The 22,436-nt window shown below is 71.1% G+C and carries 24 protein-coding genes; 8 read left to right on the forward strand and 16 right to left on the reverse strand.

The genetic code is table 11. From position 1 onward, the window contains the following. The first annotated feature begins 1 nt into the window (after window position 1). Window positions 2–670: a PAQR family membrane homeostasis protein TrhA gene (trhA, locus tag FHX82_RS08275; protein WP_145934062.1), complete on the forward strand. Its 669-nt coding sequence runs from the start codon at window positions 2–4 to the stop codon at window positions 668–670. A gap of 4 nt (window positions 671–674) precedes the next feature. On the opposite strand, the gene FHX82_RS08280 is transcribed toward trhA, so the two are convergent. The 4 genes from FHX82_RS08280 to abmR are packed head-to-tail and all read right to left on the reverse strand — an operon-like array spanning window position 675 to window position 4,270. Beyond that, window positions 675–1,244 carry a uridine kinase family protein gene (locus tag FHX82_RS08280; protein WP_145934063.1) on the reverse strand — a complete coding sequence of 190 codons (570 nt, stop codon included), beginning with the start codon at window positions 1,242–1,244 and terminating at the stop codon, window positions 675–677. Further along, a complete protein-coding gene (locus tag FHX82_RS08285) occupies window positions 1,241–1,717 on the reverse strand; it encodes a hypothetical protein (protein ID WP_145934064.1) in 477 nt (158 codons plus the stop codon). The genes FHX82_RS08280 and FHX82_RS08285 overlap by 4 nt, the downstream gene beginning before the upstream one ends. A gap of 57 nt (window positions 1,718–1,774) precedes the next feature. Beyond that, window positions 1,775–3,667 (reverse strand): acyl-CoA dehydrogenase family protein, encoded by a 1,893-nt coding sequence (locus FHX82_RS08290; RefSeq protein ID WP_145934065.1) that lies wholly within the window; start codon window positions 3,665–3,667, stop codon window positions 1,775–1,777. Between the two features lie 39 nt (window positions 3,668–3,706). After that, the gene (abmR, locus tag FHX82_RS08295) at window positions 3,707–4,270 is read right to left on the reverse strand and encodes an ATP-binding transcription factor AbmR (protein ID WP_145934066.1); all 564 of its coding nucleotides are present in this window, start codon (window positions 4,268–4,270) and stop codon (window positions 3,707–3,709) included. A 103-nt stretch (window positions 4,271–4,373) separates the two neighbouring features. On the opposite strand from abmR, the gene FHX82_RS08300 reads away from it, so the two are divergent. Continuing rightward, complete coding sequence (locus tag FHX82_RS08300; RefSeq protein WP_145934067.1) at window positions 4,374–5,093, forward strand: tetratricopeptide repeat protein; 720 nt, start codon at window positions 4,374–4,376, stop codon at window positions 5,091–5,093. Here the strand turns inward: FHX82_RS08300 and FHX82_RS08305 are convergent. The 3 genes from FHX82_RS08305 to mca are packed head-to-tail and all read right to left on the reverse strand — an operon-like array spanning window position 5,082 to window position 8,306. Then, the gene (locus FHX82_RS08305; protein WP_145934068.1) at window positions 5,082–7,088 is read right to left on the reverse strand and encodes a thioredoxin domain-containing protein; all 2,007 of its coding nucleotides are present in this window, start codon (window positions 7,086–7,088) and stop codon (window positions 5,082–5,084) included. The genes FHX82_RS08300 and FHX82_RS08305 overlap by 12 nt on opposite strands. 37 nt (window positions 7,089–7,125) lie before the next feature. Then, complete coding sequence (locus FHX82_RS08310; RefSeq protein ID WP_145934069.1) at window positions 7,126–7,398, reverse strand: hypothetical protein; 273 nt, start codon at window positions 7,396–7,398, stop codon at window positions 7,126–7,128. Continuing rightward, window positions 7,395–8,306: a mycothiol conjugate amidase Mca gene (gene mca / locus FHX82_RS08315; RefSeq protein WP_145934070.1), complete on the reverse strand. Its 912-nt coding sequence runs from the start codon at window positions 8,304–8,306 to the stop codon at window positions 7,395–7,397. The genes FHX82_RS08310 and mca overlap by 4 nt, the downstream gene beginning before the upstream one ends. A gap of 104 nt (window positions 8,307–8,410) precedes the next feature. Between mca and FHX82_RS08320 the strand changes: the two genes are divergently transcribed. Next, on the forward strand, window positions 8,411–8,833 hold the full coding sequence (locus FHX82_RS08320) for a DUF4307 domain-containing protein (protein ID WP_145934071.1): 423 nt from the start codon (window positions 8,411–8,413) through the stop codon (window positions 8,831–8,833). Window positions 8,834–9,028: 195 nt separating this feature from the next. Next, window positions 9,029–9,526: a transcription elongation factor GreA gene (greA, locus tag FHX82_RS08325; RefSeq protein ID WP_145934140.1), complete on the forward strand. Its 498-nt coding sequence runs from the start codon at window positions 9,029–9,031 to the stop codon at window positions 9,524–9,526. Window positions 9,527–9,581: 55 nt separating this feature from the next. Here greA and FHX82_RS08330 read toward each other — a convergent pair whose 3' ends face one another. Further along, window positions 9,582–10,052 carry an Lrp/AsnC family transcriptional regulator gene (locus tag FHX82_RS08330; protein WP_145934072.1) on the reverse strand — a complete coding sequence of 157 codons (471 nt, stop codon included), beginning with the start codon at window positions 10,050–10,052 and terminating at the stop codon, window positions 9,582–9,584. Window positions 10,053–10,061: 9 nt separating this feature from the next. After that, a complete protein-coding gene (gene ilvA, locus FHX82_RS08335; protein ID WP_145934073.1) occupies window positions 10,062–11,279 on the reverse strand; it encodes a threonine ammonia-lyase in 1,218 nt (405 codons plus the stop codon). A 76-nt stretch (window positions 11,280–11,355) separates the two neighbouring features. Here ilvA and FHX82_RS08340 point away from each other — a divergent pair, with 76 nt between their 5' ends. Next, on the forward strand, window positions 11,356–11,640 hold the full coding sequence (locus tag FHX82_RS08340) for a hypothetical protein (RefSeq protein ID WP_145934074.1): 285 nt from the start codon (window positions 11,356–11,358) through the stop codon (window positions 11,638–11,640). A gap of 173 nt (window positions 11,641–11,813) precedes the next feature. On the opposite strand, the gene FHX82_RS08345 is transcribed toward FHX82_RS08340, so the two are convergent. The 5 genes from FHX82_RS08345 to FHX82_RS08365 form a co-directional block, all read right to left on the reverse strand. Beyond that, window positions 11,814–12,971 carry a cystathionine gamma-synthase gene (locus FHX82_RS08345; protein ID WP_145934075.1) on the reverse strand — a complete coding sequence of 386 codons (1,158 nt, stop codon included), beginning with the start codon at window positions 12,969–12,971 and terminating at the stop codon, window positions 11,814–11,816. A gap of 9 nt (window positions 12,972–12,980) precedes the next feature. Then, a complete protein-coding gene (locus FHX82_RS08350; protein ID WP_229880473.1) occupies window positions 12,981–13,412 on the reverse strand; it encodes a hypothetical protein in 432 nt (143 codons plus the stop codon). A gap of 9 nt (window positions 13,413–13,421) precedes the next feature. Next, window positions 13,422–13,910: a hypothetical protein gene (locus tag FHX82_RS08355; RefSeq protein ID WP_145934077.1), complete on the reverse strand. Its 489-nt coding sequence runs from the start codon at window positions 13,908–13,910 to the stop codon at window positions 13,422–13,424. Window positions 13,911–14,048: 138 nt separating this feature from the next. After that, on the reverse strand, window positions 14,049–15,398 hold the full coding sequence (locus FHX82_RS08360; RefSeq protein WP_145934078.1) for a hypothetical protein: 1,350 nt from the start codon (window positions 15,396–15,398) through the stop codon (window positions 14,049–14,051). Between the two features lie 106 nt (window positions 15,399–15,504). Beyond that, entirely contained in the window at window positions 15,505–16,881 is a 1,377-nt protein-coding gene (locus tag FHX82_RS08365; protein WP_145934079.1) for a cystathionine beta-synthase, read from the reverse strand. A 107-nt stretch (window positions 16,882–16,988) separates the two neighbouring features. On the opposite strand from FHX82_RS08365, the gene FHX82_RS08370 reads away from it, so the two are divergent. Beyond that, complete coding sequence (locus tag FHX82_RS08370) at window positions 16,989–18,209, forward strand: acetyl-CoA C-acetyltransferase (protein ID WP_145934080.1); 1,221 nt, start codon at window positions 16,989–16,991, stop codon at window positions 18,207–18,209. Between the two features lie 40 nt (window positions 18,210–18,249). Here the strand turns inward: FHX82_RS08370 and FHX82_RS08375 are convergent, their stop codons facing one another. Together FHX82_RS08375 and FHX82_RS08380 are read right to left on the reverse strand one after the other, a co-directional pair. Beyond that, window positions 18,250–19,098 carry an LppU/SCO3897 family protein gene (locus tag FHX82_RS08375; protein ID WP_145934081.1) on the reverse strand — a complete coding sequence of 283 codons (849 nt, stop codon included), beginning with the start codon at window positions 19,096–19,098 and terminating at the stop codon, window positions 18,250–18,252. Window positions 19,099–19,244: 146 nt separating this feature from the next. Continuing rightward, window positions 19,245–20,075 (reverse strand): Bax inhibitor-1/YccA family protein, encoded by an 831-nt coding sequence (locus tag FHX82_RS08380; protein WP_145934082.1) that lies wholly within the window; start codon window positions 20,073–20,075, stop codon window positions 19,245–19,247. Window positions 20,076–20,322: 247 nt separating this feature from the next. On the opposite strand from FHX82_RS08380, the gene FHX82_RS08385 reads away from it, so the two are divergent. Beyond that, complete coding sequence (locus FHX82_RS08385; protein ID WP_145934083.1) at window positions 20,323–21,717, forward strand: collagen binding domain-containing protein; 1,395 nt, start codon at window positions 20,323–20,325, stop codon at window positions 21,715–21,717. 14 nt (window positions 21,718–21,731) lie between these two features. After that, complete coding sequence (locus tag FHX82_RS08390) at window positions 21,732–22,409, forward strand: class F sortase (RefSeq protein ID WP_222425947.1); 678 nt, start codon at window positions 21,732–21,734, stop codon at window positions 22,407–22,409. Window positions 22,410–22,436 lie beyond the last annotated feature (27 nt).

A 22,436-nucleotide genomic window follows, 5' to 3' on the forward strand; every position in this document is an offset into this window, starting at 1 on the left:
CGTGAGCGTCACTACCGATCCCGAGTTCGTCGACACCCGTCCGCGCCTGCGCGGGCATCTGCACTTCTGGTCGTTCTTCGGCGCCTTCGCCGGAGCCGTGACGCTGGTCGTGTGTGCGGCGGTGTCGGTGTCCGCCGTCGCCGCCTTCGCGACGGCGATCTACGGACTGACGGTGATGGGCGTGTTCGGCGTGAGCGCCCTGTACCACCGCCGGTTGTGGGGGCCGCGGGCGTACCAGTGGATGAAGCGGGCGGATCACTCGATGATCTTCCTGTTCATCGCGGGCACGTACACGCCGTTCACCGTGCTGTCCATGTCGAAGCCCACGGGCTGGGTGATCCTGGCGGTGGTGTGGGGCGGCGCGGCGGCGGGCGTCGCGCTGAAGATGCTGTGGCCGGGCGCGCCGCGCTGGCTGGGCGTACCGATCTACGTGGCGCTGGGCTGGGTGGCCATCTTCGTGCTGCCGGAGCTGGCCCACAACGCCGGCGTGGCGTCCCTGGTGCTGTTGCTCGTGGGCGGCCTGTTCTACACCATGGGAGCGGTCTTCTACGGCGTCCGCTGGCCCAACCACTGGCCGGAGACGTTCGGATACCACGAGTTCTTCCACGCGTGCACCGTGCTGGCCGCGATCTCGCACTACATCGCGATCTGGCTGGCTGTGTTCGCGTAGCTGGCTAGGAGATCTCGCCTCGGGTGGTCCGCACGACGAGGTCCGCGCGGCTCCGGGTCCCGTCAGCGGTGAAGAAGCGCTCCTCGGCCGCCTGCCAGCGGAGCCACAGTTCCCTGTGGTCCTCGCCGTCCCGGGCCAGGCCGCGCTCCAGGCACTCGTCGCGGGGGGCTTCGACCCAGACGCGGTACGCCAGGCGGTCGGCGATCGCCCGGCGGGTGGTCGTCACGCCTTCCAGAATCACCAAAGGCGCCCAACGGACGATCTTCCGCTCGTCCTTCAACGAAGTTCCGAACTCGTCCCGCTCCCAGTCCCGCACTCGATAGCACGCATCCCTGCCGCTGAGCAGTGGCTCGACGACTTCCTGCTCCCAACGCGGCCACCAGCCCGCGAAGTCGGTCCACGACACGAAGTCGTCCACCTCGATCACCGGTGCACCCGATGCCGACGCGAGGGCCCGCGCGAACGTGCTCTTGCCCGAGCCGGCCGGGCCGTCGACGCCGACCAGGCGGATTCCCGCCAGCGCGGGCCGGCGTCGGATCTCCGCGAGCACCGCCTCCACGCGGGAAGATCTCACCGCAACGCCGTCGTCCCCGCCTCCGCTCGATGCGGCTCCAGCGTCGCCTTCTGTTGTTCCGCCCGCGCGATCAGCCCGTCGAAGTCCACGTCCGGTAGCCGCTCGGCCAGGCCTGCCAGGTCGCGCAGCGTCTCCCACAGCTGCTTCTTCCTGTCGATGCCCATCACGAGCATCTCCAGCTCCAGGAAACGGCTCAGCGGCGAATAACTCAGCAGCCTGCCGTTGGGCTTGAACCGCCCCAGGCGTTCGGCCACCGTGACCAGTGCGGGCTTCAGCGGGTTCACCGGGACCTTCAGCCTGGCCATGATGGAACGGAACGTTTCCACGTCCTCGGCGATACCCGCCGACACCGAGGCCAGCGCCTCGCCCAGCGGGGTACCGCGGTTGCTGCCCTGCGCTCGCCTCGCCAGCTCGCGCCAGCCGACCCCCAGCGCGAGCTGGTCGTTCAGGTAGATCGCCAGATAATTCGTCATCCCGCCGGATACCCCGCTCCCGGCGAAATCCTCGCGGAGCGGGGTTCCGACATCCACTCAGTCCAGCATCTCCGCCTTCAGGAACGCCTCCGGGATCGCGAACGCGTCCACCAGCAGCCGCGCCTGCGGGCGCAGCCGGGCACACAGGTCGTTGACCGCCGCGATCACCTGCTTCGCTCGCGCCGACGTCAGGCGGCCGTGTTCCAGGAACCACGCGCGGTCCTCTTCGACGTTCGACAGCACGTACAGATCACACAACCGGCTCAGCAGCTCACGCGCCTCCGGGTCACCGCACCGCTCGATGGCCGCCACGAAAGCCTCCAGCACCACGCGGTCCACGTGCACCTGCGCGGCCCGCAAAATGTGGTCCTGTGCGTTGTTGAACGCCTCGAACGGATCGCCCTCCGACGCACCCGCCCGCAACCGGCGCGCCGCGCCCTCCAGCACGTGCTTCTCGCGGTCCTCGAACAGCGTCACCTGCCACGCCCGGTCGAACAGCACGCCCTCGTCGTCCCGGCCCGGGGCCGCGTCCGCGAGGCGGTCGATCACCTTGCGCGCCGCCGTCCGCTCGATCACCGTCTCCACCACCTGCTCGGCCACGAAGCGTGCCGTCGCGAGCGGGCTCAGGTCCGCGAAGTGGTCGCGGTAGTTGGTCAGCAGGCCCTTCGCGACCAGCTGCAGCAACACCGTGTTGTCGCCCTCGAAGGTGGTGAACACGTCGGTGTCCGCCTTCAGCCCCGCGAGCACGTTCGCGGCGAGATATCCCGCGCCGCCACACGCTTCCCGCGCCATCTGGATCGTCCGCGTCGCGTTCCACGTCGCCGTCGCCTTGACCCCCGCCGCCCGCGACTCCAGCTCCCGCTGCGTGTGGTCGTCGACGTCGCTGCGGCCCTGGATGTCGTGCAGGCTACGGACCAGCTCCTCCTGCGCGAAGTGCAGCGCGTACGTCCGCGCCAGCGCGGGCAGCAGTTTCCGTTGGTGCACCGTGTAGTCCAGCAGCACGGTCTCGCCGGAACCGTCCGGCCGCTCGAACTGCCTGCGCCGCTCGCCGTACCGCACGGCCAGCGCCAGCGCCCGTTCCGTCGCGCTGATCGCGGCGCCGGCCACGCTGATCCGGCCGCGGATCAATGTGCCCAGCATCGTGAAGAACCGGCGGCCGTCGCTTTCGATCGGGCTCGAGTACGTGCCGTCCTCGGCGACGTCGGCGTACCGGTTGAGCAGCGCCTCCCGCGGCACACGCACCGAACGGAACATCAGCCGCCCGTTGTCGACGCCGTTGAGGCCCGCCTTGCGGCCACAGTCGGAGATCTCGACGCCCGGCATCGCCTCGCCGAGCTCGTTGCGGATCGGCACCAGGAACGCGTGCACCCCGCGCACCTCCCCCTGCGTGACCAGCTGCGCGAACACCACGGCCATCCGCCCGTCACGGGCGGCGTTGCCGATGTAGTCCTTGCGCGCCCCCTCGTCGGGGGTGTCGATGACGAACTGGCGCGTGTCCGGGTCGTACGTCGCCGTGGTGCGCAGGTGCTGGACGTCCGAACCGTGCCCCGTCTCGGTCATCGCGAAACAACCGGGCAGGTCGAGGTCCATGATGCGGGCCAGGTAGCGCCGGTGGTGCTCCTCGGTGCCCAGCAGCTGCACCGCCCCGCCGAACAGCCCCCACTGCACACCGGCCTTGACCATCAGCGACAGGTCGCCGTAGCCGAGGATCTCGAACGACACCACGGATCCGCCGATGTCACCACCGCCGCCGTACTCCTTCTGGAAGCCCAGCCGCGGGTGCCCCGTCTTCGCCAGCACGTGCAGCTGGTCGAGCACCCACGCCCGGTACTCCTCGGTACTGACGTCCTGCGGCGACTCGTAGGCGTTCTCCGCCATCCGCTCCCGGACGTCACGCCGCAGTGCCGCCCACTGTCCATCCAGTACGACCGTCAACGCCTCAGGGTTCATGCTTCAAAGCTTCACCCACCTGGCGGTTCTTCGCAGCACTCAGCCGAGGTCGGGCCCCTGCGCGCGCAGGTCGTCCACACGCGACATCGCGTCGCGCAGCTCGGCGAGCCAGCTGTCCGCGTGCTGCCCGACGAGCCGGACAGCCCAGGCCAGCGCGTCGGAACGGGAACGCGCGACACCCGCGGCGACGAGCGTGTCGAGCACCTGGCGCTCCGGCTGACGCAGGCGCGTCATCACGGGCACGGAAAGTGTGGTGAACAACTCCTCTGTCTCGCCGATGCGGGCGCCCCACGCCACCTTCCGCTGGTACCGGTGCTCGGCCTGGCGCGCGATCTCGATGCGCTGCTCGCGCGTCTCCTCGCGGAACCGGCTGATGCGCCCGGACTCCGCGGCGGCGCGAGCGGCGTCGTCCGCGAACTCCTCGGTCAGCGGCGGCAGCTCGCCGACCACGAGGATCTCCTCCCGGTCGACGGTCAGCTCGGGAGCGCCGGTGAACCAGCCGTCCGGCAGCCGCCCGGCGAACCAGCCCGCCGCGTCCGCCGCCGACGGCACCTCGCCCTGCTGCCAGCCGCCCCGGCCCTTCCAGCCTCGTTGTCCTCGCATGAGAACCTCCAAGAATTACACGATTACATCGCTACAGACGCTACGCCGGGACAGCGCTTCCGAAGAGGGGTTCCGCGCAGGGCGAACCGCTAGGCTCGGCGAGGTGGGGTTCGAAGAGCAGGCCATGGCCGTGTTCCGGCGCGGGAACGACGACGAAGTGACCCGGCTGGCCACCGAGGAGCTGGACAGGGCTCAGGCCAACGGTGACGCCGAGGGCGAGGTCGGCGCGCTGGCGATGCTGGCGCGCGTCGCCGTCCGGCTCGGTGACCTCAAGGAGGGCTGGGCCCGCGCCGAGCAGGCGCGGGAGGTCGCGCGGCGAACCGGAGACGCGGCGCTGGAACAGTGGCCGCTGCACATCCTGGCGGGCACCGCGCGCCTGGCGGGCGACATCGAGAAGGCGCGCCCGCTGGCGGCGGAGGCCATCGCGGCGCACGAGGCGCTCGGCGACGTCCGCATGCTCGCCGTCGAGCAGCACAACCTCGCGCACCTCGAACTGAACGAGGGCGAGATCGACCGCGCCCGCGAACTCTTCACCAGCGCACGGGAGAAGGCCGCGCGGGCGGGCGCCGACGACCTCCTCCCCGAGCTCGCGCTCGGCGTCGCCGCGGTGGCCGCCTACGACGGGGAATTCGCCCGGGCGGCAAGGATCCTGGGCGCGGTCGACAGCTTCCTCGACGCCGAGGGCAAGGTCTTCGACCCCGACGACTTCCTCGAAGAGCAGGCGATCCGCGACAAGCTCGAAGCCGAACTGGGCGCGGCGGCCTTCGCCGACGCCTACCGCCGGGGCGCCGGCGAGGACCTGCGCCAGTACTCAGCGCAGTAGCGCCGCCTCCAGCTCGTCGGGCGTCGTCACCGGGCGCTCGCACACGTAACCCCGGCAGACGTACGCCGCCGCGGCGCCCTCCACCAGCGGTCGGTCCGCCAGCAGCGGCGCGGTGTCCGGCTGGCCCGCCAGCACGACCCCGCCGCCGTGCACGAACTGCGCCGCCGTCGTGCGCAGCTCCGACCACGCCTCCGGATCGAGGCCGACGACCGCCACCTGCACGGGCCCGGCGAGCAGCGCCTCCGCGACCGACAGCCAGTGCCCGGCGAAGCGCGGCGCCTTCGCCGCCAGCTGCCCCACGCGGTTCAGCGCCAGCTCCGCCGCCTCCCGGTACCGCGCGGACCGCTCGTGCCCGACCAGCACCGACGCCGTCACCAGCGCCCCGGCCAGCGCCGACGCACCGGACGGGCTCGCGTTGTCCATCGGGTCGGAAGGCCGCTGCACCAACGCTTCCGCGTCGTCCGCCGTGTCGTGGTACGCGCCCGGCGCCTCAGCCGACCCGAACCGCTCCAGCGCGATGTCCAGCAGCTCGACCGCCTCGTCGAGCCAGCGCCCCTCGCCCGTCGCCTGGTGCAACGAGAGGAGCCCTTCGGCCAGGCACGCGTAGTCCTCCAGCACGCCCGCCGCCTCGCCCACCCGCGCGGCACGCGTGCTGCGCCGCAGCCGCCCGTCCACCAGGTGCAGGTCGAGGATCGCGCTCGCCGCCCGGTCGGCCTCCGCGACCCACCGGGGTTCGTTCAACGCGACCCCCGCCTCGCACAGCGCGGTGATCGCGAGCCCGTTCCACGCCGCGATCACCTTGTCGTCCCGGCCCGGCTGCGGGCGCAGGCCACGCGCCTCCAGCAACGCCTCGCGCACGCGCTCGAACCGCTCCGGGTCGTCGGGGTCGCGGCGCAGCTGCAGCACCGACTTCCCGTGCTCGAACGTGCCCTGCTCGGTCACCTCGAACAGCGACGCGGCCCACTCCGCGTCCTCTTCGCCGAGCACCTCCCGCAGCTGCGCGGGCGTCCACACGTACGTCAGCCCCTCCTCGCCGAGGGTGTCCGCGTCGAGCGACGCCGCGAAGCCACCTTGTTCCGTGCCGAGCCGGCGGAGCAGGAACTCACCGGTCATGCGGGCGACCGTCCACGCGCGCCGGGAACCGGTCAGGCGCGCCAGGTGCGCGTACACGCGCAGCAGCAAAGCGTTGTCGTACAACATCTTCTCGAAGTGCGGCACGACCCAGTCCGCGTCCACCGAGTACCGTGCGAAGCCGCCGTCCAGCTGGTCGTACATGCCGCCGCGGGACATCGCTTCCGCACAATCCTCCACAAGGGACAGTGCCGCCGCGGACCCGGTGCGTTCGTGGTGGCGCAGCAGGAACTCCAGCACCATCGACGGCGGGAACTTCGGCGCACCACCGAAACCGCCGCGCTCGGTGTCCGCCTCCGCGGCCAGCTGCCGCACCGCCTGCGCCAGCACCTGCTCGTCCACCGCGGCCTCGGCGAGCGGCCCGGTCTGCTTCGCCAGCTGCTCGACGATCTGGCCCGCACCGGCCTTCAGCTCGTCGCGGCGCTCCTCCCACGCCTGCGCGACGGCGACCAGCAGGTGCTGGAACGACGGCATTCCCGGCCGCGGCTGGGGCGGGTAGTAGGTGCCGCAGTGGAACGGCTCGCCGTCGGGGGTCAGGAAGCACGTCATCGGCCAGCCGCCCTGACCGGTCATCGCCTGCGTGGCGGTCATGTAGACCGCGTCGATGTCGGGGCGTTCCTCGCGGTCGACCTTGATGTTGACGAAGTGGTCGTTCATCAGCCGGGCGGTCTCGGCGTCCTCGAACGACTCGTGGGCCATGACGTGGCACCAGTGACACGCCGCATACCCGATCGACAGCAAGATCGGCACGTCCCGGCGGCGGGCCTCGGCGAGCGCTTCCGCGCTCCACGGCCACCAGTCCACCGGGTTCTCGGCGTGCTGCAGCAGGTACGGGCTCGTGGCGGCGGCTAGTCGGTTGGCCATGCCACCAGGGTGGCACGGACCCGCCTGCCGCGCGGCGTCAGGAGTTCTCGCTCTTCTCCGCCTGCTTCACGGGCTCCTCCGCGGCGGGCTCCTCGGCGTCGAAACTCGCCGGCACCCGCTTGAGGTGCTTGGTCATCGACCGCACCAGGAACGCCACCGCGACCAGGAAGACCAGCAGCAGCAGGAAGCCGACCGGGGAGGACTTGCCGAAGTCCTCCCCCTGGCCGCCGTTGTCGCCGTTGCCCGGCTGCTGCGCCAGTACGAGGGCGGTCGTCTCGACCGGCCCCGCGCCTGGCAGTGCCAGAATCATGCAGTCACCTTCTCCCGTACCCCGGCGAACAAATCGTCCTCCGGCAGGGTGCTGTCCACAAGAGAGCGGACCAGCTCGTACTCCTCCGTCGGCCACACCCTCCGCTGGATCTCCAGCGGCACGGCGAACCAGCGGCTGTTCGGGTCGATCTGCGTGGCGTGCGCCTTGAGCGCTTCGTCGCGGATCTTGAAGTAGTCGGCGCACTCGACGCGCGTGGTGACCCGCTCCATCACGTCCGCGCGGTCCGGGTCCCACTTCTCCAGCCACTCGCCGTACGGCGACTCCAGGCCCGCCTCGGTGAGCGCGTCGTGGAACAGCTGCATCTTCTGCCGGGAGAACCCGTGCATGTAGTACAGCTTCAGCGGCTGCCACGGCTCGCCCGCCTCGGGGAACCGGTCGGGTTCGGCGGCGGCGTCGAAGGCCGCGACCGACACCTCGTGCGTGCGGATGTGGTCGGGGTGCGGGTAGCCGCCGTTCTCGTCGTAGGTCAGCACGACGTGCGGGCGGAACTCACGCATCACCTTGACCAGCTCGCGCACCGGCTCCTCCAGCGGCACCGTCGCGAAGGAACCCTCCGGCAGCGGCGGCAGCGGGTCGCCCTCGGGCAGCCCGGAGTCGACGAAGCCCAGCCAGTGGTGCTTGATCCCGAGGATCTCGGCGGCGCGCGCCATCTCCTCGCGGCGCAGCTGCGACATGTTCTCGCGCACCTCGGGCCGGTCCATGGCGGGGTTCAGCACGCTGCCCGCCTCGCCGCCGGTGCAGCTGACGACCATCACCTCGGCACCCTCGGCGACGTACTTCGCCATGGTGGCCGCACCCTTGCTCGATTCGTCGTCGGGGTGGGCGTGCACGGCCAGCAGCCGCAGGCCGGAACCAGGTTCGGAAATCCGCTCGACAGAGTTCACCATGCCTGCAACGACCCCTTCTGCACCGCTATTCCGACCCTGACGGATACTCGATCCCGTACCCATTGTCCCCGGGGGTACGACAGTACGGATCAGGAGGCCCGGGTTTGACCACGCGCGCGCTGCCCGAGGGTCGCTACGGCAAGGTCGGCGGCCGGGCATCGGCACGGTGGCGTCGCTGGCTGTTCGCGGCCGTCGCGCTCGTCGCCGGTGTGGTGGTGGCGTGGGTGGCGTACGTGAACCTCGGTCCGGCGCCGATCCAAGCCGACCGGGTGTCGTTCGCCGAGCAGCCGGGCAACGCGATGTCCATCACCATCAACGTGACCCGTGACGACCCGGGCAGGCCCGGCGTCTGCATCGTCCGGCTGCGTGACATCTCCGGTGCCGAGAGCGGCCGTAAAGAGGTGTACATCCCCGCGGGGGACAACCACAGCATGCAGACCACGGTGGTGCGCAGCATCGACCGGCCCGTCGACGCGGACGTGTTCGGCTGCTCCTACGACGTACCGTCATACTTGTCAAGCAGCTAGCGGCCAACGGAGTGAAACCCGCGCCGAACGCCCGGTCAGCGGGAAAACGGACGCTCTCCGGAGTGCCCGTCGTGCTATCCTGACCTACCGGCACGGCCCAGACGGGCCGTGTTTTTCCTTTATCTCAGCCTCGCCGGCCTCCTGCCGGTGGGGCCGCCGGCTTGTATACCCATGCCCGGCAGGCACGACGAGGAGATGGTGGCCGTGAGCGACACCCAGGTGACCTGGCTGACGCAGGAAGCCTTCGACAGGCTCAAGCACGAGCTCGACGAACTGATCGAGAATCGTCCGGTCATCGCCGCGCGGATCAACGACAGCAGGGAAGAGGGCGACCTCAAGGAGAACGGGGGCTACCACGCCGCCCGTGAGGAGCAGGGCCAGGCGGAAGCCCGGATCCGGCACCTCCAGGAGCTGCTGCGGTCGGCGAAGGTGGGCGAGGCACCCGCCAACGACGGCGTCGCGGAGCCCGGCATGGTCCTCACCGTGCGCTACGACGGTGACGATGACGAGGAGAAGTTCCTGCTCGCCACCCGTGAGGAGGGCGCCGAGGGGGCGCTCGACGTGTACTCCCCCGAGTCCCCGCTGGGCAAGGCGCTGCTGGGTGCCAAGGAGGGCGAGTCGCGTGAGTACGACCTGCCCAACGGCCGGAAGCAGAAGGTGACCCTCATCAAGGCGGTGCCCTACCGCGGCTGAGCCGTCCGGGACGGCCGGTTTCCGTGACGGGAGAACCGGCCGTCCGGGGTTCGCGCTAGCTCGTGTCGCCGTGCGCGATCCGCTCCAGCAGCGGCCGCACCCGCAACGGGATGGGTGTGGTCAGCGCGAGTGACGTGTTGGTGCGCCGCACCCCGGGCAGGCTCACCACCCGGTCGATCACCTGCTGCAGGTCCTCGTGGTCGCGGGCGACCATCCGCACGAACAGGTCGCCCTGCCCGGTGGTGGCGTGCGCCTCGCAGACCTGGTCGATCGCGGCCAGCCCGGCGGCCACCTCGGTCCGGCTGCCCTGCGCGATCTCGATGACGGCGAACGCGGTGAGCCCGTACCCGATCGCCGCCATGTCCACCTCGGGCGGAAAGCCGCCGAGCACGCCCTGCTCGGTCAGCCGGTCCAGGCGCGCCTGCACCGTCCCGCGCGCGACGCCGAGACGGCGGGCGCACTCCAGCACGCCGAGCCGTGGCGCGTCGGTGAGCAGGAGCAGCAGTTTCGCGTCGAGTGCGTCCACGTCCCCTCCCTACACGGTCTGCTCGCGCACGAGCGTGTACCCGGCGCGCTGGAGTTCGGTCGTGACGCCGGCGCAGTGCTCCGGGCCGCGGGTTTCGAGCTTGAGCGCGACCTCGACCTCGCCGAGCGCGAGCGCGCCGGAGATCCGGGAGTGCTCGACGTCGAGGACGTTCGCACCGAGTTCGCTGATCCGCGACAGCACCGAGGCGAGCACGCCGGGCCGGTCGGGCACCCGCAGCCGCAACGCGAGGTAGCGGCCGCCCGCGGTCATGCCGTGCTGGATGATCTGCAGCAACAGCAGCGGGTCGACGTTGCCGCCGGACAGGATGGCGACGATCGGGCCGGAGAACTCGCCCGGGTACTGCATCAGCGCCGCGACGGTCGCCGCACCCGCCGGCTCGACCACGAGCTTCCGCCGTTCCAGGCACAACAGCACCGCACGTGACAGCGACTCCTCGGTCACCGTCAGCACGTCGTCGACCAGCGTCTCGACGTGGGCGAAGGTGAGCGCGCCGGGCTCGCCGACCGCGATCCCGTCCGCCATCGTCGACGACTCGGTCAGCCGGACGGGTTTGCCCGCGGCGAGCGAACCGGGGAAGGCCGCCGCGCCCTCGGCCTGCACGGCAACGACACGCGTGCCCGGCCGCATCCCCTTGACCGCGCTGGCCACGCCGGACACGAGGCCGCCGCCGCCCGCGGGCACGAGCACCGTGGCGACCTCGGGCACCTGCTCCAGCACCTCGGCGCCGACAGTGCCCTGACCGGCGATGATGTCCTCGTGGTCGAAGGGGTGGATGAACACCGCCCCGGTGTGCTCGGCGAAGGCAATGGCCTCCGCGAGCGTCTCGTCGAACACGTCGCCGTGCAGGTGGACGTCGGCGCCGTAGCCGCGGGTGGCGGCGAGCTTCGGCAACGGCACGCGCGTGGGCATGAAGACGGTGGACTTGATGCCGAGCAGCGAAGCGGCGAGCGCCACTCCCTGCGCGTGATTCCCCGCACTGGCCGCGACGACACCGCGGGCGCGTTCCTCGTCGTCAAGGCCGTGGATGCGGGTGTACGCGCCGCGGATCTTGAACGAACCGGTGCGCTGCAGGTTCTCGCACTTGAGGTGGACGGGACCGCCGTGAACCTTTTCCAGGTCCCGTGCGTGTTCCATCGGAGTGACACGGACGATCCCCGCCAGGAGCCGGCGCGCGGCGTCGATCCGGTCCAGGGACACCAATCGCATATCCGGGATCATGCCACCCCGGGCCGGGCGGTTTCGGTACCCTGGACGCGGCCGGGACGGGAATCAGGGAGTGACGATGCGAAGGCGGAGCGAAACGGACGGCGGCACGCGCCGTCGCGCCAGTCGTTCGGCCGGGGCGCTGCCTCTGGTCGCGGCGATCACCTCGGCCCTGGCGCTCACGGGCGCGGCTTTCTACACGGTCGACAGGGCCGCCTGCGGCGACCCGGCGCAGTACATCCGCCACGACAACCACATCGAGCTGGTGGGTGGCTGCGTGGAGGGCACCGAGCTGCAGCAGCTGCGGACCACGCAGTCCCACTCGTCCGGTCAGGTCGCGACCGAGAACAACTACCGGCCCTGAAACTTGGGATGGCGGCCTGCATAGCGGTGCAGGTGGCGGAACCTGAGGCGGCTTCTCACTCCGGGATCGCCGACTCATGACCCCCAGGTCACCACATCGGCGCTGTCCTCGCGAGAAGCCACCTCAGAACCCGCGGCGGTGCGAGCTGACGGCCCCACCAAAACGAACAATCTCTAACCGAGCGCGGTCCGCAGGTCTTCGACCAGGTCGCGGCCGTCCTCGATGCCGATCGACAGGCGCAGCAGGTCTTCCGGCACCTGGAGCATCGAGCCCGCCACGCTGGCGTGCGTCATGCGGCCCGGGTGCTCGATCAGCGACTCGATCCCGCCCAGTGACTCCGCCAGGATGAACAGCTCCGTGCGCGCCGCCACGTCCAGCGCGGCCTGCTCGCCGTCGGCGTGCCGGAACGACACCATCCCGCCGAAGCGGCGCATCTGCTTCGCCGCCACCTCGTGCCCGGGGTGTGTCTCCAGCCCCGGGTAGTACACCTCCGCGACCTTCGGGTGCGCGGCCAGCGCCTCGGCGACCCGCTCCGCGTTGTCGCAGTGCCGCTCCATGCGCACGGCCAGCGTCTTGATGCCCCGCAGGGTCAGCCACGCGTCGAACGCGCCCGGCACCGCGCCCGCCCCGTTGCGCAGGAAGAACAGCTGCTCCCGCAGCTCGTCCTCGTTGGTCAGCACCGCGCCGCCGACCACGTCGGAGTGCCCGCCGAGGTACTTCGTGGTCGAGTGCACGACGACGTCCGCGCCCAGCTCCAGCGGGGTCTGCAGGTACGGGGTGGCGAACGTGTTGTCCACGACGAGGCGCGCGTTCGCGGCGTGCGCGACACCGGCCAGCGCGGGGATGTCGGCGATGCCGAGCAGCGGGTTGCTGGGCGTCTCGCACCAGACCAGCTTCGTCTCCGGCCGGACCGCGGCACGCACGGCGTCGATGTCCGAGAGGTCGGCGACCGTGTACTGGATGCCCCAGTTGCTGAGCACCTTGTCGATCAGGCGGAACGTGCCGCCGTACGCGTCGTTGCCGAGCACGAGGTGGTCGCCGGGGCGCAGCACGCTGCGCAGCACGGCGTCGCTCGCCGCCATCCCGGACGCGAACGCCAACCCGTGCCGGGCGCCTTCGAGCGAGGCGAGCTGCTGCTCCAGCGCCGTGCGGGTGGGGTTCGCGGTGCGGGAGTACTCGTAGTCACCCTCGCGGGTGCCGCCGACGCCGTCCTGGGCGTAGGTCGAGGTCTGGTAGATCGGCACGATCACCGCGCCGGTCCGCGGGTCGGGCTCCTGACCAGCGTGAATCGCGCGCGTCTCGAAGCCGAACCGGGAGGTCTCGGAAGTCATGCCCCCAGGTTAGGACCAGCCGCTCGTGACCCACCGTGCGGTGGGCCGGAGGCTCGCGAGCACGAGCGTCGCGACGGCGGGCAGGCACAGCAGCGCCGTGTAGCCGATGGGCAGCGTGTTGTTCGCGAGCCCCAGGAAGTAGATCCCGAACGAGCCCAGCACCAGCACCGTCACGTACAGCACCAGCGCGAGCGCGGCCCCGGCGATGGTGAAGGCCCGGCCGAAGGGTTTCGCGAGGATCAGCCCGACGCCACCGGTGGTCAGCACCCCGGCCACGATGACGTGCAGCAGGAACGTGAGCAGCGCCCGGCCGAGATCGTCGTCCCCGGCCAGCATCACCGCGCCCCCTGCGACACCGATCAGGTGAAAGAGCCCGCCGAGCAGGGCGAGCACCGCCGCCGGAATACCCGTGCCGCCGCCGCGCGACCGCTGATCATCCATGCCCATGGCCTACCAGTTCCCCGGCTGCGGGTGGTCGCCGGGCCGGTACCGCAGGTATCTGAACGTGCGCGGCAGGGCACACAGCACCAGCACGACCGGACCGCCGACCGCGGCCGCGACCCTGACGAACGCCTGGTCCGGGGTGAGCTGGAACATCGCGCGGAAGAACTGGGTGAAGTAGCCGGGGAACAGCAGCAGCGGTTCGGTGACCACCGCGCCGATGGCGCCGAGCGCCCCGAGCAGCAGCAGCACGCCGCCCGCGAACGCACGGAACAGGGTGACCAGCGCGCCGGCGAGCAGCAGGAGCGCGGCGCCGAAGTACAGCCCGAGCACGATCTTCGTCGGTTCCGGCAGGTCGTCGATGCCGTAGTCGACGAACCACGTAGCGGGCAGGTACCCGAGCACTCCCGCGAGCCCCAGCCCGACGAGCCCGGCGAGGATCGCCGTCACACCGTTGGGGCGTCGCTCGGCGTCCGGATGGCCGTACGGGTTCGTCACGATGCCCCCAGATGGCGAGCGCTGAGTGGGTGCGCTCACCTTAGCGGCGGCGGGGCCGCGCGCGGAGCCGTTCCGAGTACCGGAAACAACGATGCCCCCGGCTGCGTCAGCCGGGGGCATCGAGTCGGTTTCAGCCTGTCACCAGGGCTGCTGCGGGGGCTGGCCGGGCTGCTGGGGCGGCTGGCCGTAGGGGCCGGGCTGCCCGTACGGACCCGGCTGCTGCCCGTAGGGGTTGGGCGGCTGCGGGAACCCGCCGCTGGTCGGGGCGGGACCGCCGGGCTGCTGGCCGTAGGGGCCGGGCTGGCCGAAGCCACCGCTGGGCGGGCCGTAGGGGTTCGGCTGCCCGGGCGGGCCGTACGGACCCGGCTGCTGCTGGCCGGGGAAGCCGCCGTGCGGCGGACCGCCGAAGCCGCCAGGAGCGCCGAAGCCACCAGGAGCGCCGGGGCCACCGGTCGGGCCGCCGAGGCCGACGAACTGCGCGGTGGACGGCACGAGCGCGAGCGCGCCGATCGCGGCGAGCACGATGCCGAAGATCAGCTCGAACACGACGCGGGTCGGGCTGGCCAGCGCGGCCATGAAGATGATCGACACGATGAGCAGCACCGCGCCGCCGCCGACGATCAGGTACGCCGAGATCTTGTTCTTCAGGAACAGCAGCACCGCGCCCGCGACGGCGGCGAGGCTGCCCAGGGCCATCAGGATCACGTAGATCCACGCCTGCGTGACCGTGCTGTCGCTCCCCGAGCTCGCCGACTCGACCGCCTGCTGGCAGATGCTCGGGTCGCCGCCCATCTGCCGGATCTGCGACTCGCACTGGGCCACGGCGTCACTCGTCGACCCGGCACTGCCCAGGTCACCCATGAGCGTGAAGGCGAGGATGGCACCGATCAGGCCGAGCACGCCGACGACACCCGCGGCGATCCAGCCGAACAGCTGCTGCTGGTTGCCGCCACCGCCACCGGCCGGAGCACCGTAGGGCGAGCCGTAGCCCGGGGGCGGACCACCGAACCCGCCGGGCTGACCCGGCTGGCCGAAGCCCTGGGGCGGCTGGCCGTACGGGCCCGGCTGCTGCGGCTGCCCGAACCCACCCGGCTGACCGAAGCCACCGGGCTGACCCGGCTGGCCGAAGGCGCCCGGCTGCTGGCCCAGCGCGGCGGGGTTGTCCGCGGCGCTCGGCGGCGGGGCGTACGGGATGGACTGCGGGGGCTGGGCGCCCGGGGGCACGAGCTGCGTCGACTCGCTGCCCGGCTCACCCGCGCTCGCCGCACCGCCTTCGCCCTGCTCGGCGGACTGGCCCGGCTGCACGACCTGGGTCGGCTCGGGGGTCTCGCCGAACGAGCCGCCCGGCTGCTGACCGGGCTGCACCACCTGGGTCGGCTCCGACGAGGCGAACGGACTGTCTTGCTGCGGCTGAGGACCACTCGGCGGACCCTGCGGCGGCTGTTGCCCGCCACCCCAGGGCTGGTTCGGCGGCTGCGGAGCGCTCATGTGGGCCTGTAACCCCCTTGAAAAGGCTGGATGTGCTCTGGCAGCACACGCTATCGGATGACCCGGAGCAGTGCTCGTAACGCCCCGGACGAAAAGGACGATAAATCTACCCGCGCCGTCCGGCCAGGAAACCGAGCAGATCGTGCCGGGTCACCACGCCCGCGGGCTTGCCGTCGAGCAGCACCAGCGCGCCGTCCGCACCGGAAAGCGCTTTCATCGCCGCGCTGACCTGTTCGCTCGCGCCGATGGTCGGCAGCGGCGGCGACATGTGCTGTTCCAGCCGGTCGGCGAGGTTGGCCTTGCCGGTGAACAGCGCTTCCAGCAGGTCCCGCTCGATCACCGCGCCGACCACCTCGGCCGCCATCACCGGCGGTTCCGCGCTGACCACGGGCATCTGGCTGACGTCGAACTCCGAGAGGATCGCCACCGCCTCGGCGACGGTCTCGTTCGGGTGCGTGTGGACCAGGTCGGGCAGCGCGCCGGTCTTCGCCTTGAGCACGTCGCCGACCGTGGCGCCGGAGCTGTCGGGCGAAAGGAAGCCGAACGACGACATCCACTGGTCGTTGAACACCTTGCCGAGGTAGCCGCGGCCGCCGTCGGGCAGCAGCACGACCACCACGTCGTCCGGCCCGAGCCGCTGGGCCAGCCGCAGCGCCGCCGCGACCGCCATCCCGCACGAGCCGCCGACCAGCAGCCCCTCTTCGAGCGCGAGGCGGCGCGTGATGTCGAACGACTCGGCGTCGGAGACCGCGATGATCTCGTCGGCGACACCACGGTCGTAGGTCTCCGGCCAGAAGTCCTCGCCGACGCCCTCGACGAGGTACGGGCGGCCGGTGCCGCCGGAGTACACGGAGCCCTCCGGGTCGGCGCCGACGACGGCGACCTTCCCGTCGGAGACCTCCTTGAGGTAGCGCCCGGTGCCGGAGATGGTGCCGCCGGTGCCGACGCCGGCGACGAAGTGCGTGATGCGGCCGTCGGTCTGCCGCCAGATCTCCGGGCCCGTCGAGTGGTAGTGGCTCGCGGGGTTCTCCGGGTTGGCGTACTGGTTCGGCTTCCAGGCGCCGTCGATCTCCTTCACCAGCCGGTCGGAGACCGAGTAGTAGGAGTCGGGGTGCTCGGGCGGGACGGCTGTCGGGCACACCACGACGCGGGCGCCGTACGCCTTGAGCACGTTGCGCTTGTCCTCGCTGACCTTGTCCGGGCAGACGAACACGCACTGGTACCCCTTGCGCTGGGCGACCATCGCCAGCCCGACGCCGGTGTTGCCCGAGGTCGGCTCGACGATGGTGCCGCCGGGCTTCAGCAGCCCGGCCGCCTCGGCGGCCTCGACCATGCGCAGCGCGATGCGGTCCTTCACGCTGCCGCCCGGGTTGAGGTACTCGACCTTGGCCAGCACCAGCGGCTGCAGTCCCTCGGTGAGCGCGTTGAGCTTGACCAGCGGGGTGTTGCCGACGAGGTCGACGACGTGCTCGTAGTACTCCACGCGGTTAGCCTACGTGGTGCGTATCGCGTTGGGGTTTGCCCGCGTACGTGCAGCGGGCAGGATATGGGTAAGCACGCGCTTAGCCAGACCCGAAGGAGTGTCCCGCCATGCCAGAAGCCGTCATCGTCGCCACCGCCCGCTCGCCCATCGGACGGGCGGGCAAGGGCTCGCTGGTCGACATGCGCCCGGACGACCTGGTCGCCCAGATGATCCGCGCCGCGCTGGACAAGGTGCCCCAGCTCGACCCGAAGGACATCGACGACCTCATGCTGGGCTGCGGCCTGCCCGGCGGGGAGCAGGGCTTCAACATGGGCCGCGCCGTCGCCGTGGAGCTGGGCTACGACCACCTGCCCGGCTGCACGGTCACCCGTTACTGCTCCTCCAGCCTGCAGACCACCCGGATGGCGCTGCACGCAATCAAGGCCGGCGAGGGTGACGTCTTCATCTCGGCGGGTGTCGAGACCGTGTCCCGGTTCGCGAAGGGCAGTTCGGACTCGTGGCCGGACACGCACAACCCGCTGTTCGCCGAGGCCGAGGCGCGCACCGCGAAGACCGCCGCCGAGGGCGCGGACACCTGGGTGGACCCGCGCGAGAACGGCCAGGTGCCCGACGTCTACATCGCGATGGGCCAGACCGCCGAGAACCTGGCGCGGCTGAAGAACGTCTCCCGCGAGGAGATGGACGAGTTCGGCGTGCGGTCGCAGAACCTCGCCGAGAAGGCCATCGCGGACGGCTTCTGGGCGAAGGACATCACGCCGGTCACGCTGCCGGATGGCACCGTGCTCAGCAAGGACGACGGTCCGCGGCCGGGCGTCACGCTGGAGGGTGTGTCCGGGCTCAAGCCGGTGTTCCGGCCCGACGGCCGGGTGACCGCGGCCAACTGCTGCCCGCTCAACGACGGTGCCGCCGCCGTGATCGTCATGTCCGACACGAAGGCGAAGGAGCTGGGCCTGACCCCGCTCGCGCGCGTCGTGTCGACCGGTGTGTCCGGGCTGTCGCCGGAGATCATGGGCTACGGGCCGGTCGAGGCGTCGCAGAAGGCGCTGGCGAAGGCCGGGCTGTCGATCGGCGACATCGACCTGGTGGAGATCAACGAGGCGTTCGCCGCGCAGGTCATCCCGTCGTACAAGGACCTGGGCATCGACATCGACCGGCTGAACGTCAACGGCGGCGCGATCGCCGTCGGCCACCCGTTCGGCATGACCGGCGCCCGCATCACCTCGACGCTCATCAACTCGCTGCAGCACCACGACAAGCAGTGGGGTCTGGAGACGATGTGCGTCGGCGGCGGTCAGGGCATGGCGATGGTGCTGGAGCGCCTGAGCTGATCCGGCGGTGGGGCGGGGCGGTTTCCCCGCCCCACCGAGGTCAGGCGTGGTTGCTGTCGGTGAGGCAGAACGTGGTGGACGGCTGGGAGTACTTCAGGGCGGCGTCCGCGTCGGTGTCCTGGCAGGCGGATTCGTCGGCCGTGCCGGTGATGACCTTGACGATCCTGACCTCCGCGGCCGGGTCACCGCAGTCGACGCGCTGGTAGCCCTTCGTCAGGTCCGTGACGTTGGACAGGCACTCGCCCTCGCGGACGTTGGGCATGAGGCAGAGCTTGTACGAGTTGTCGCCCTCGACCCAGTACTTGTCGTAGTCGCCGGCGGGGCAGTCGCTGACGTCGTCCTCGAGCCGGACGGCGATCTTGACGTTCGCGGTCTGGTCGGTGCAGTCGACCTTCTTGGGCTCGACGTTGTCCTTGAACTCCTTGATGCTCAGGCACTCGCCGACGGCCGCGCGGTCCGGGGAGCTCTGGGACGAGATGATCCCGGTGATCACCGCCACCACCACGACCACCACGGGAATCGCGATGCGCAGCCAGACCCACTTGCTCCGCTTCGCCCGCTGTACCGGCACGCCGGGCGGAGGCCCGAATGCGCCGGGCGGGTAGGCGCCGGGCTGACCGGGCGGTGGCCCGTAGGGCGGGCCACCGGGCGCCGACTGGGCGTAGGCGGGCTGTCCCGGTGGCGGCCCGTAGGGCGCCGCCGCACCGGGCTGACCGGGGATCGGGCCGGGCTGACCGGGGACGCCTGGCTGACCAGCCGCCTCGCCCGGCTGACCCGGGGCCACGCCCGGGTGACCGGCGGGAAGCCCCTGGGCGGGCGTGCCGGACTGCTCCGGCGGGGCGAAGGGATTCGGCTGGCCGTCCTGCCCCGGCTGCGGGGGAACGCTCACACTGACCTCACAGAAGTGAAAAACGATGATTACTCGCATCTAACACTGTGTGATCAACAAGAGGGACCGAATCGCTGAAATGGGTGGCAAAAACAGCAGGGGACGCCCGGATCGTTACCGAGCGTCCCCTGTTCTCGCAACAGTCGCTAGTCGTTCTGCAGGTACGACAGCAGCCGCAGGATCTCGAGGTACAGCCAGACCAGCGTGGTCATCAGACCGAACGCCGCGAACCACGCCCACTTCGCCGGCATGCCCTCGCGGATCATCCGGTCGGCCATGTCGAAGTCGAGCAGGAAGTTGAACGCCGCGATGCCGATCACCACGAGGCTGAAGATGATCGCGAGCGGCCCGCCGTCACGCAGGCCCATGTTGACGTGGAACAGCGAGAGCACGAGGTTGGCGAGCATCAGGATCGCGGCGCCCGCGGTGGCCCCGATGATCCACTTCGTGAGCTTCGGCGTGACCTTGACCGCGCCGGTCTTGTAGACCACCAGCATCGCGACGAACACGCCCGCGGTGCCGAGGATGGCCTGCAGCGCGATACCCGGGTAGATCATCTCGAACAGCCCGGTGATGGCGCCGAGGAACACGCCCTCCGCCGCCGAGTACACCAGCGTCATGGGGCCACTGGGCTTCTGGCGGAAGATCATCACCAGCGACAGCGCGAGGCCGACGAGCATGGCCACGACCATCACGCCGAGCACCGGGCCCAGCGCCCTGGCGTCCGCCTGACCCTGCGCCCATATCGCGGCGATGACACCCGTGACCAGCGCGGTCGCGAGCGAAAGCCCCGTCTTGATGACGACGTCGTCCACCGTCATCGGGCGGTCGCCCGACCCGGTGCGCGTCGGCGGCGGGCCGTAGCCGGGGATGCCGCCCTGCGGCTGGTTGAAGCCTACGTTCGGCCCGTACTGGCCGTAGCCCGCGCCACCGCCCACCGGCAGATTGCGGAACGCGGGGTTGCTCGTGGAACGCACCTTGATCCTCCTGGATCTCCTGGCACCTGCATGGGGTTCAACGGCGGAGACCGCCGTCCGGTTCCCGTCGGGTAAAGAAAACTTTACCGAACTCCCGGAGGCGCTTCCGCGAGGACGCTACTCATAACCAGCGCGAATCACGACTTCGGCCGATTGTCCCCATGTCACTTCCAGGCGACCCTCACATGGGGTGCCCGCCCGGTCACCCGAGCAAGTCGGGGACGATACGTGAAGGAGCCGGCACCCCATGGGCAGAACGCGTGCCCTTCTGGCGGTACTCGCCGCCTGCCTCCTGTCGGTGCTCACGGCCGTTCCGGCGGCCGCGGCCTACCAGGAGCAGACGGGCCATCTGGTCACGCCGGGACAGCCGTACGGCGGCAAGTCCCGGTCCGGCGACTGGCTGGGGTCGTACCTCGTCAACGGCAAGCAGGTCTTCTGTGTGCAGTTCGAGTACAAGGCCCCGGACACCGACGAGCAGTACCAGCCCGGTGACGAGCTGCGCACCAAGTGGGGCGACCCGCTGTCCCCTGACGTCTCGGCCGACATCTCGTACCTGCTGCTGCGCTACGGCGACACGAAGAACCCGGACCAGGCCGCCGCGCTCGCGCACCTGCTGCATTCGTGGACGTCGCCGCCGCGCCAGGGGCACGACGACCTCAACCCGAACAACGACTTCCGCCACATCGCCTACGACGCGCCGTTCCACCTGGCGAAGCTGCCCGCGGCCGCGCAGCAGGCGGTGCGGGCCCTGACGGCGGACGCCGAGGCCAACCGCGGCCCGTGGACGGCCGAGATCACCGCGCCGAGGGCCGACCAGCTGATCGGCACGGCGGGCGAGTGGACCGTGACGGTGCGCAACGCCAAGGGCAAGGGCATGGCGGACGTCCCCGTCACGCTCCAGCTCACCGGCGCCGCGCTGGCGGACGGTGGGAAGAAGGCCGCGGTGACCACGGGCGACGACGGCACGGCGACGGTGAAGATCACGCCCACGGCGGCCGATCCGCAGGTGACGGCCACGCTCTCCGCCCCGGCGGACAAGCCGTACGTGCAGGCGCCGGTCGACGTCGACACCCAGCGCGTGGTGTCCACCGGCGGCGAGAAGGAGCTGACCGCGAAGGCCGGTGCGAAGGCGAGCACCAAGCCCGGCTCGGTGCAGGTCACGAAGCTCGACGCGCAGAGCGGCAAGGGCATCAGCGGCGTGGCGCTGCGGCTGACGGCCAAGGACCACACGGCGCCCGCGAAGGACCAGGACGGCAAGCCGCTGACCGGTCCCGACGGGAAGCCCGCGGTGCTCACCACCGAGGGCGACGAGGGCAAGGTGACGGTCGGGAACCTGCGGACGCCGCAGGAGATCTGCGTGGTCGAGGTGAGCCCGCCGGACGGGTACGACCAGGCGTTCGACCCGGCGAACCCACCCTCGGCGTGCGGCACGGTGCAGCCCGGCGAGACGCTCGCGCTCGCGATCAGCAACGTCCCCAACCAGGTGCCCACGGCCATTCCGGCGGGTGCCGACCCGCCCACCGCGGTGCTGCACGCGAGCACCACCGTGGTCACGTCGCCGCTCGGCGTCGCGACGCTCGGTGGGCTGGCGCTCTTCGGAGCGGGGCTGGTCGGGTTCCTCGCGCGACGCCGGTTCCGGTAGCCGTGCACGGAAGGGTGGCAGGAGCGGGTCTGGTGGCGGCCGCGGCGGTGTTGCTGGCCGTTTCGACGGGAGGCGTGCTGCTTTCTCCGCCCACCGCGGCGGTGGCGGGCACGCCCCACGCGTTGCCGGTCGCCCCGGCTCCGGCCGTGATCCAGCAGACCCAGCAGGCCACCGCCTCGCCTCCCTCGCCGGTCACCACGGCACCGCCACCGGCCTCGTCCGTGGCACCGGCACCGGCCGTGGCGACGACACCGGCGCAGGCGCCGGGCACGGTGCGGCTGCCCAGTGGCAGCACGGCCCGCCTGGTCCGGCAGGAGGTCGTCGGCGGCGTGCTCCCGGTGCCCCGGAGCCTGAACGACGCGGCCTGGTGGGGCGCGGACCTCGACGCGCCACGCGGCGCCACCGTGTTCGCGGGTCACGTGAACTGGGCAGGACGGACGGGCCCGTTCGCCGAGCTGTGGACCGCGCGCATCGGCCAGGAGGTCACGGTGGTGGCGCCGGACGGGCGGCTCCTGCGGTACCGGGTGTCGCAGCTGATCAGCCTGCAGAAGGACGAGCTCCCGCACCGCGCCGTGGAGCTGTTCGGGCAGACCGGCGCGCACCGCCTGGTCCTGGTCACGTGCGGCGGCGAGTGGGTCGGTGGTGCACAGGGCTACGCCGAGAACCGCGTCGCGATCGCCGACCCCGCCTGAGCAGTGGTGGTGGTTCTCACTCGACAG

This window comes from Amycolatopsis bartoniae, from assembly GCF_014191255.1.
GTDB classification, from domain to species: Bacteria; Actinomycetota; Actinomycetes; order Mycobacteriales; family Pseudonocardiaceae; genus Amycolatopsis_E; species Amycolatopsis_E bartoniae.

Excerpts from the sequence above, each read along its gene's own strand:
- FHX82_RS08285 (WP_145934064.1), bottom strand. The coding sequence starts at position 1,717 with ATGACGAATTATCTGGCGATCTACCTGAACGACCAGCTCGCGCTGGGG.
- FHX82_RS08290 (WP_145934065.1), bottom strand. The coding sequence starts at position 3,667 with ATGAACCCTGAGGCGTTGACGGTCGTACTGGATGGACAGTGGGCGGCA.
- abmR (WP_145934066.1), bottom strand. The coding sequence starts at position 4,270 with ATGCGAGGACAACGAGGCTGGAAGGGCCGGGGCGGCTGGCAGCAGGGC.
- FHX82_RS08305 (WP_145934068.1), bottom strand. The coding sequence starts at position 7,088 with ATGGCCAACCGACTAGCCGCCGCCACGAGCCCGTACCTGCTGCAGCAC.
- FHX82_RS08310 (WP_145934069.1), bottom strand. The coding sequence starts at position 7,398 with ATGATTCTGGCACTGCCAGGCGCGGGGCCGGTCGAGACGACCGCCCTC.
- mca (WP_145934070.1), bottom strand. The coding sequence starts at position 8,306 with ATGGTGAACTCTGTCGAGCGGATTTCCGAACCTGGTTCCGGCCTGCGG.
- greA (WP_145934140.1), top strand. The coding sequence starts at position 9,029 with ATGGTGGCCGTGAGCGACACCCAGGTGACCTGGCTGACGCAGGAAGCC.
- ilvA (WP_145934073.1), bottom strand. The coding sequence starts at position 11,279 with ATGCGATTGGTGTCCCTGGACCGGATCGACGCCGCGCGCCGGCTCCTG.
- FHX82_RS08340 (WP_145934074.1), top strand. The coding sequence starts at position 11,356 with ATGCGAAGGCGGAGCGAAACGGACGGCGGCACGCGCCGTCGCGCCAGT.
- FHX82_RS08345 (WP_145934075.1), bottom strand. The coding sequence starts at position 12,971 with ATGACTTCCGAGACCTCCCGGTTCGGCTTCGAGACGCGCGCGATTCAC.
- FHX82_RS08350 (WP_229880473.1), bottom strand. The coding sequence starts at position 13,412 with ATGGATGATCAGCGGTCGCGCGGCGGCGGCACGGGTATTCCGGCGGCG.
- FHX82_RS08360 (WP_145934078.1), bottom strand. The coding sequence starts at position 15,398 with ATGAGCGCTCCGCAGCCGCCGAACCAGCCCTGGGGTGGCGGGCAACAG.
- FHX82_RS08370 (WP_145934080.1), top strand. The coding sequence starts at position 16,989 with ATGCCAGAAGCCGTCATCGTCGCCACCGCCCGCTCGCCCATCGGACGG.
- FHX82_RS08385 (WP_145934083.1), top strand. The coding sequence starts at position 20,323 with ATGGGCAGAACGCGTGCCCTTCTGGCGGTACTCGCCGCCTGCCTCCTG.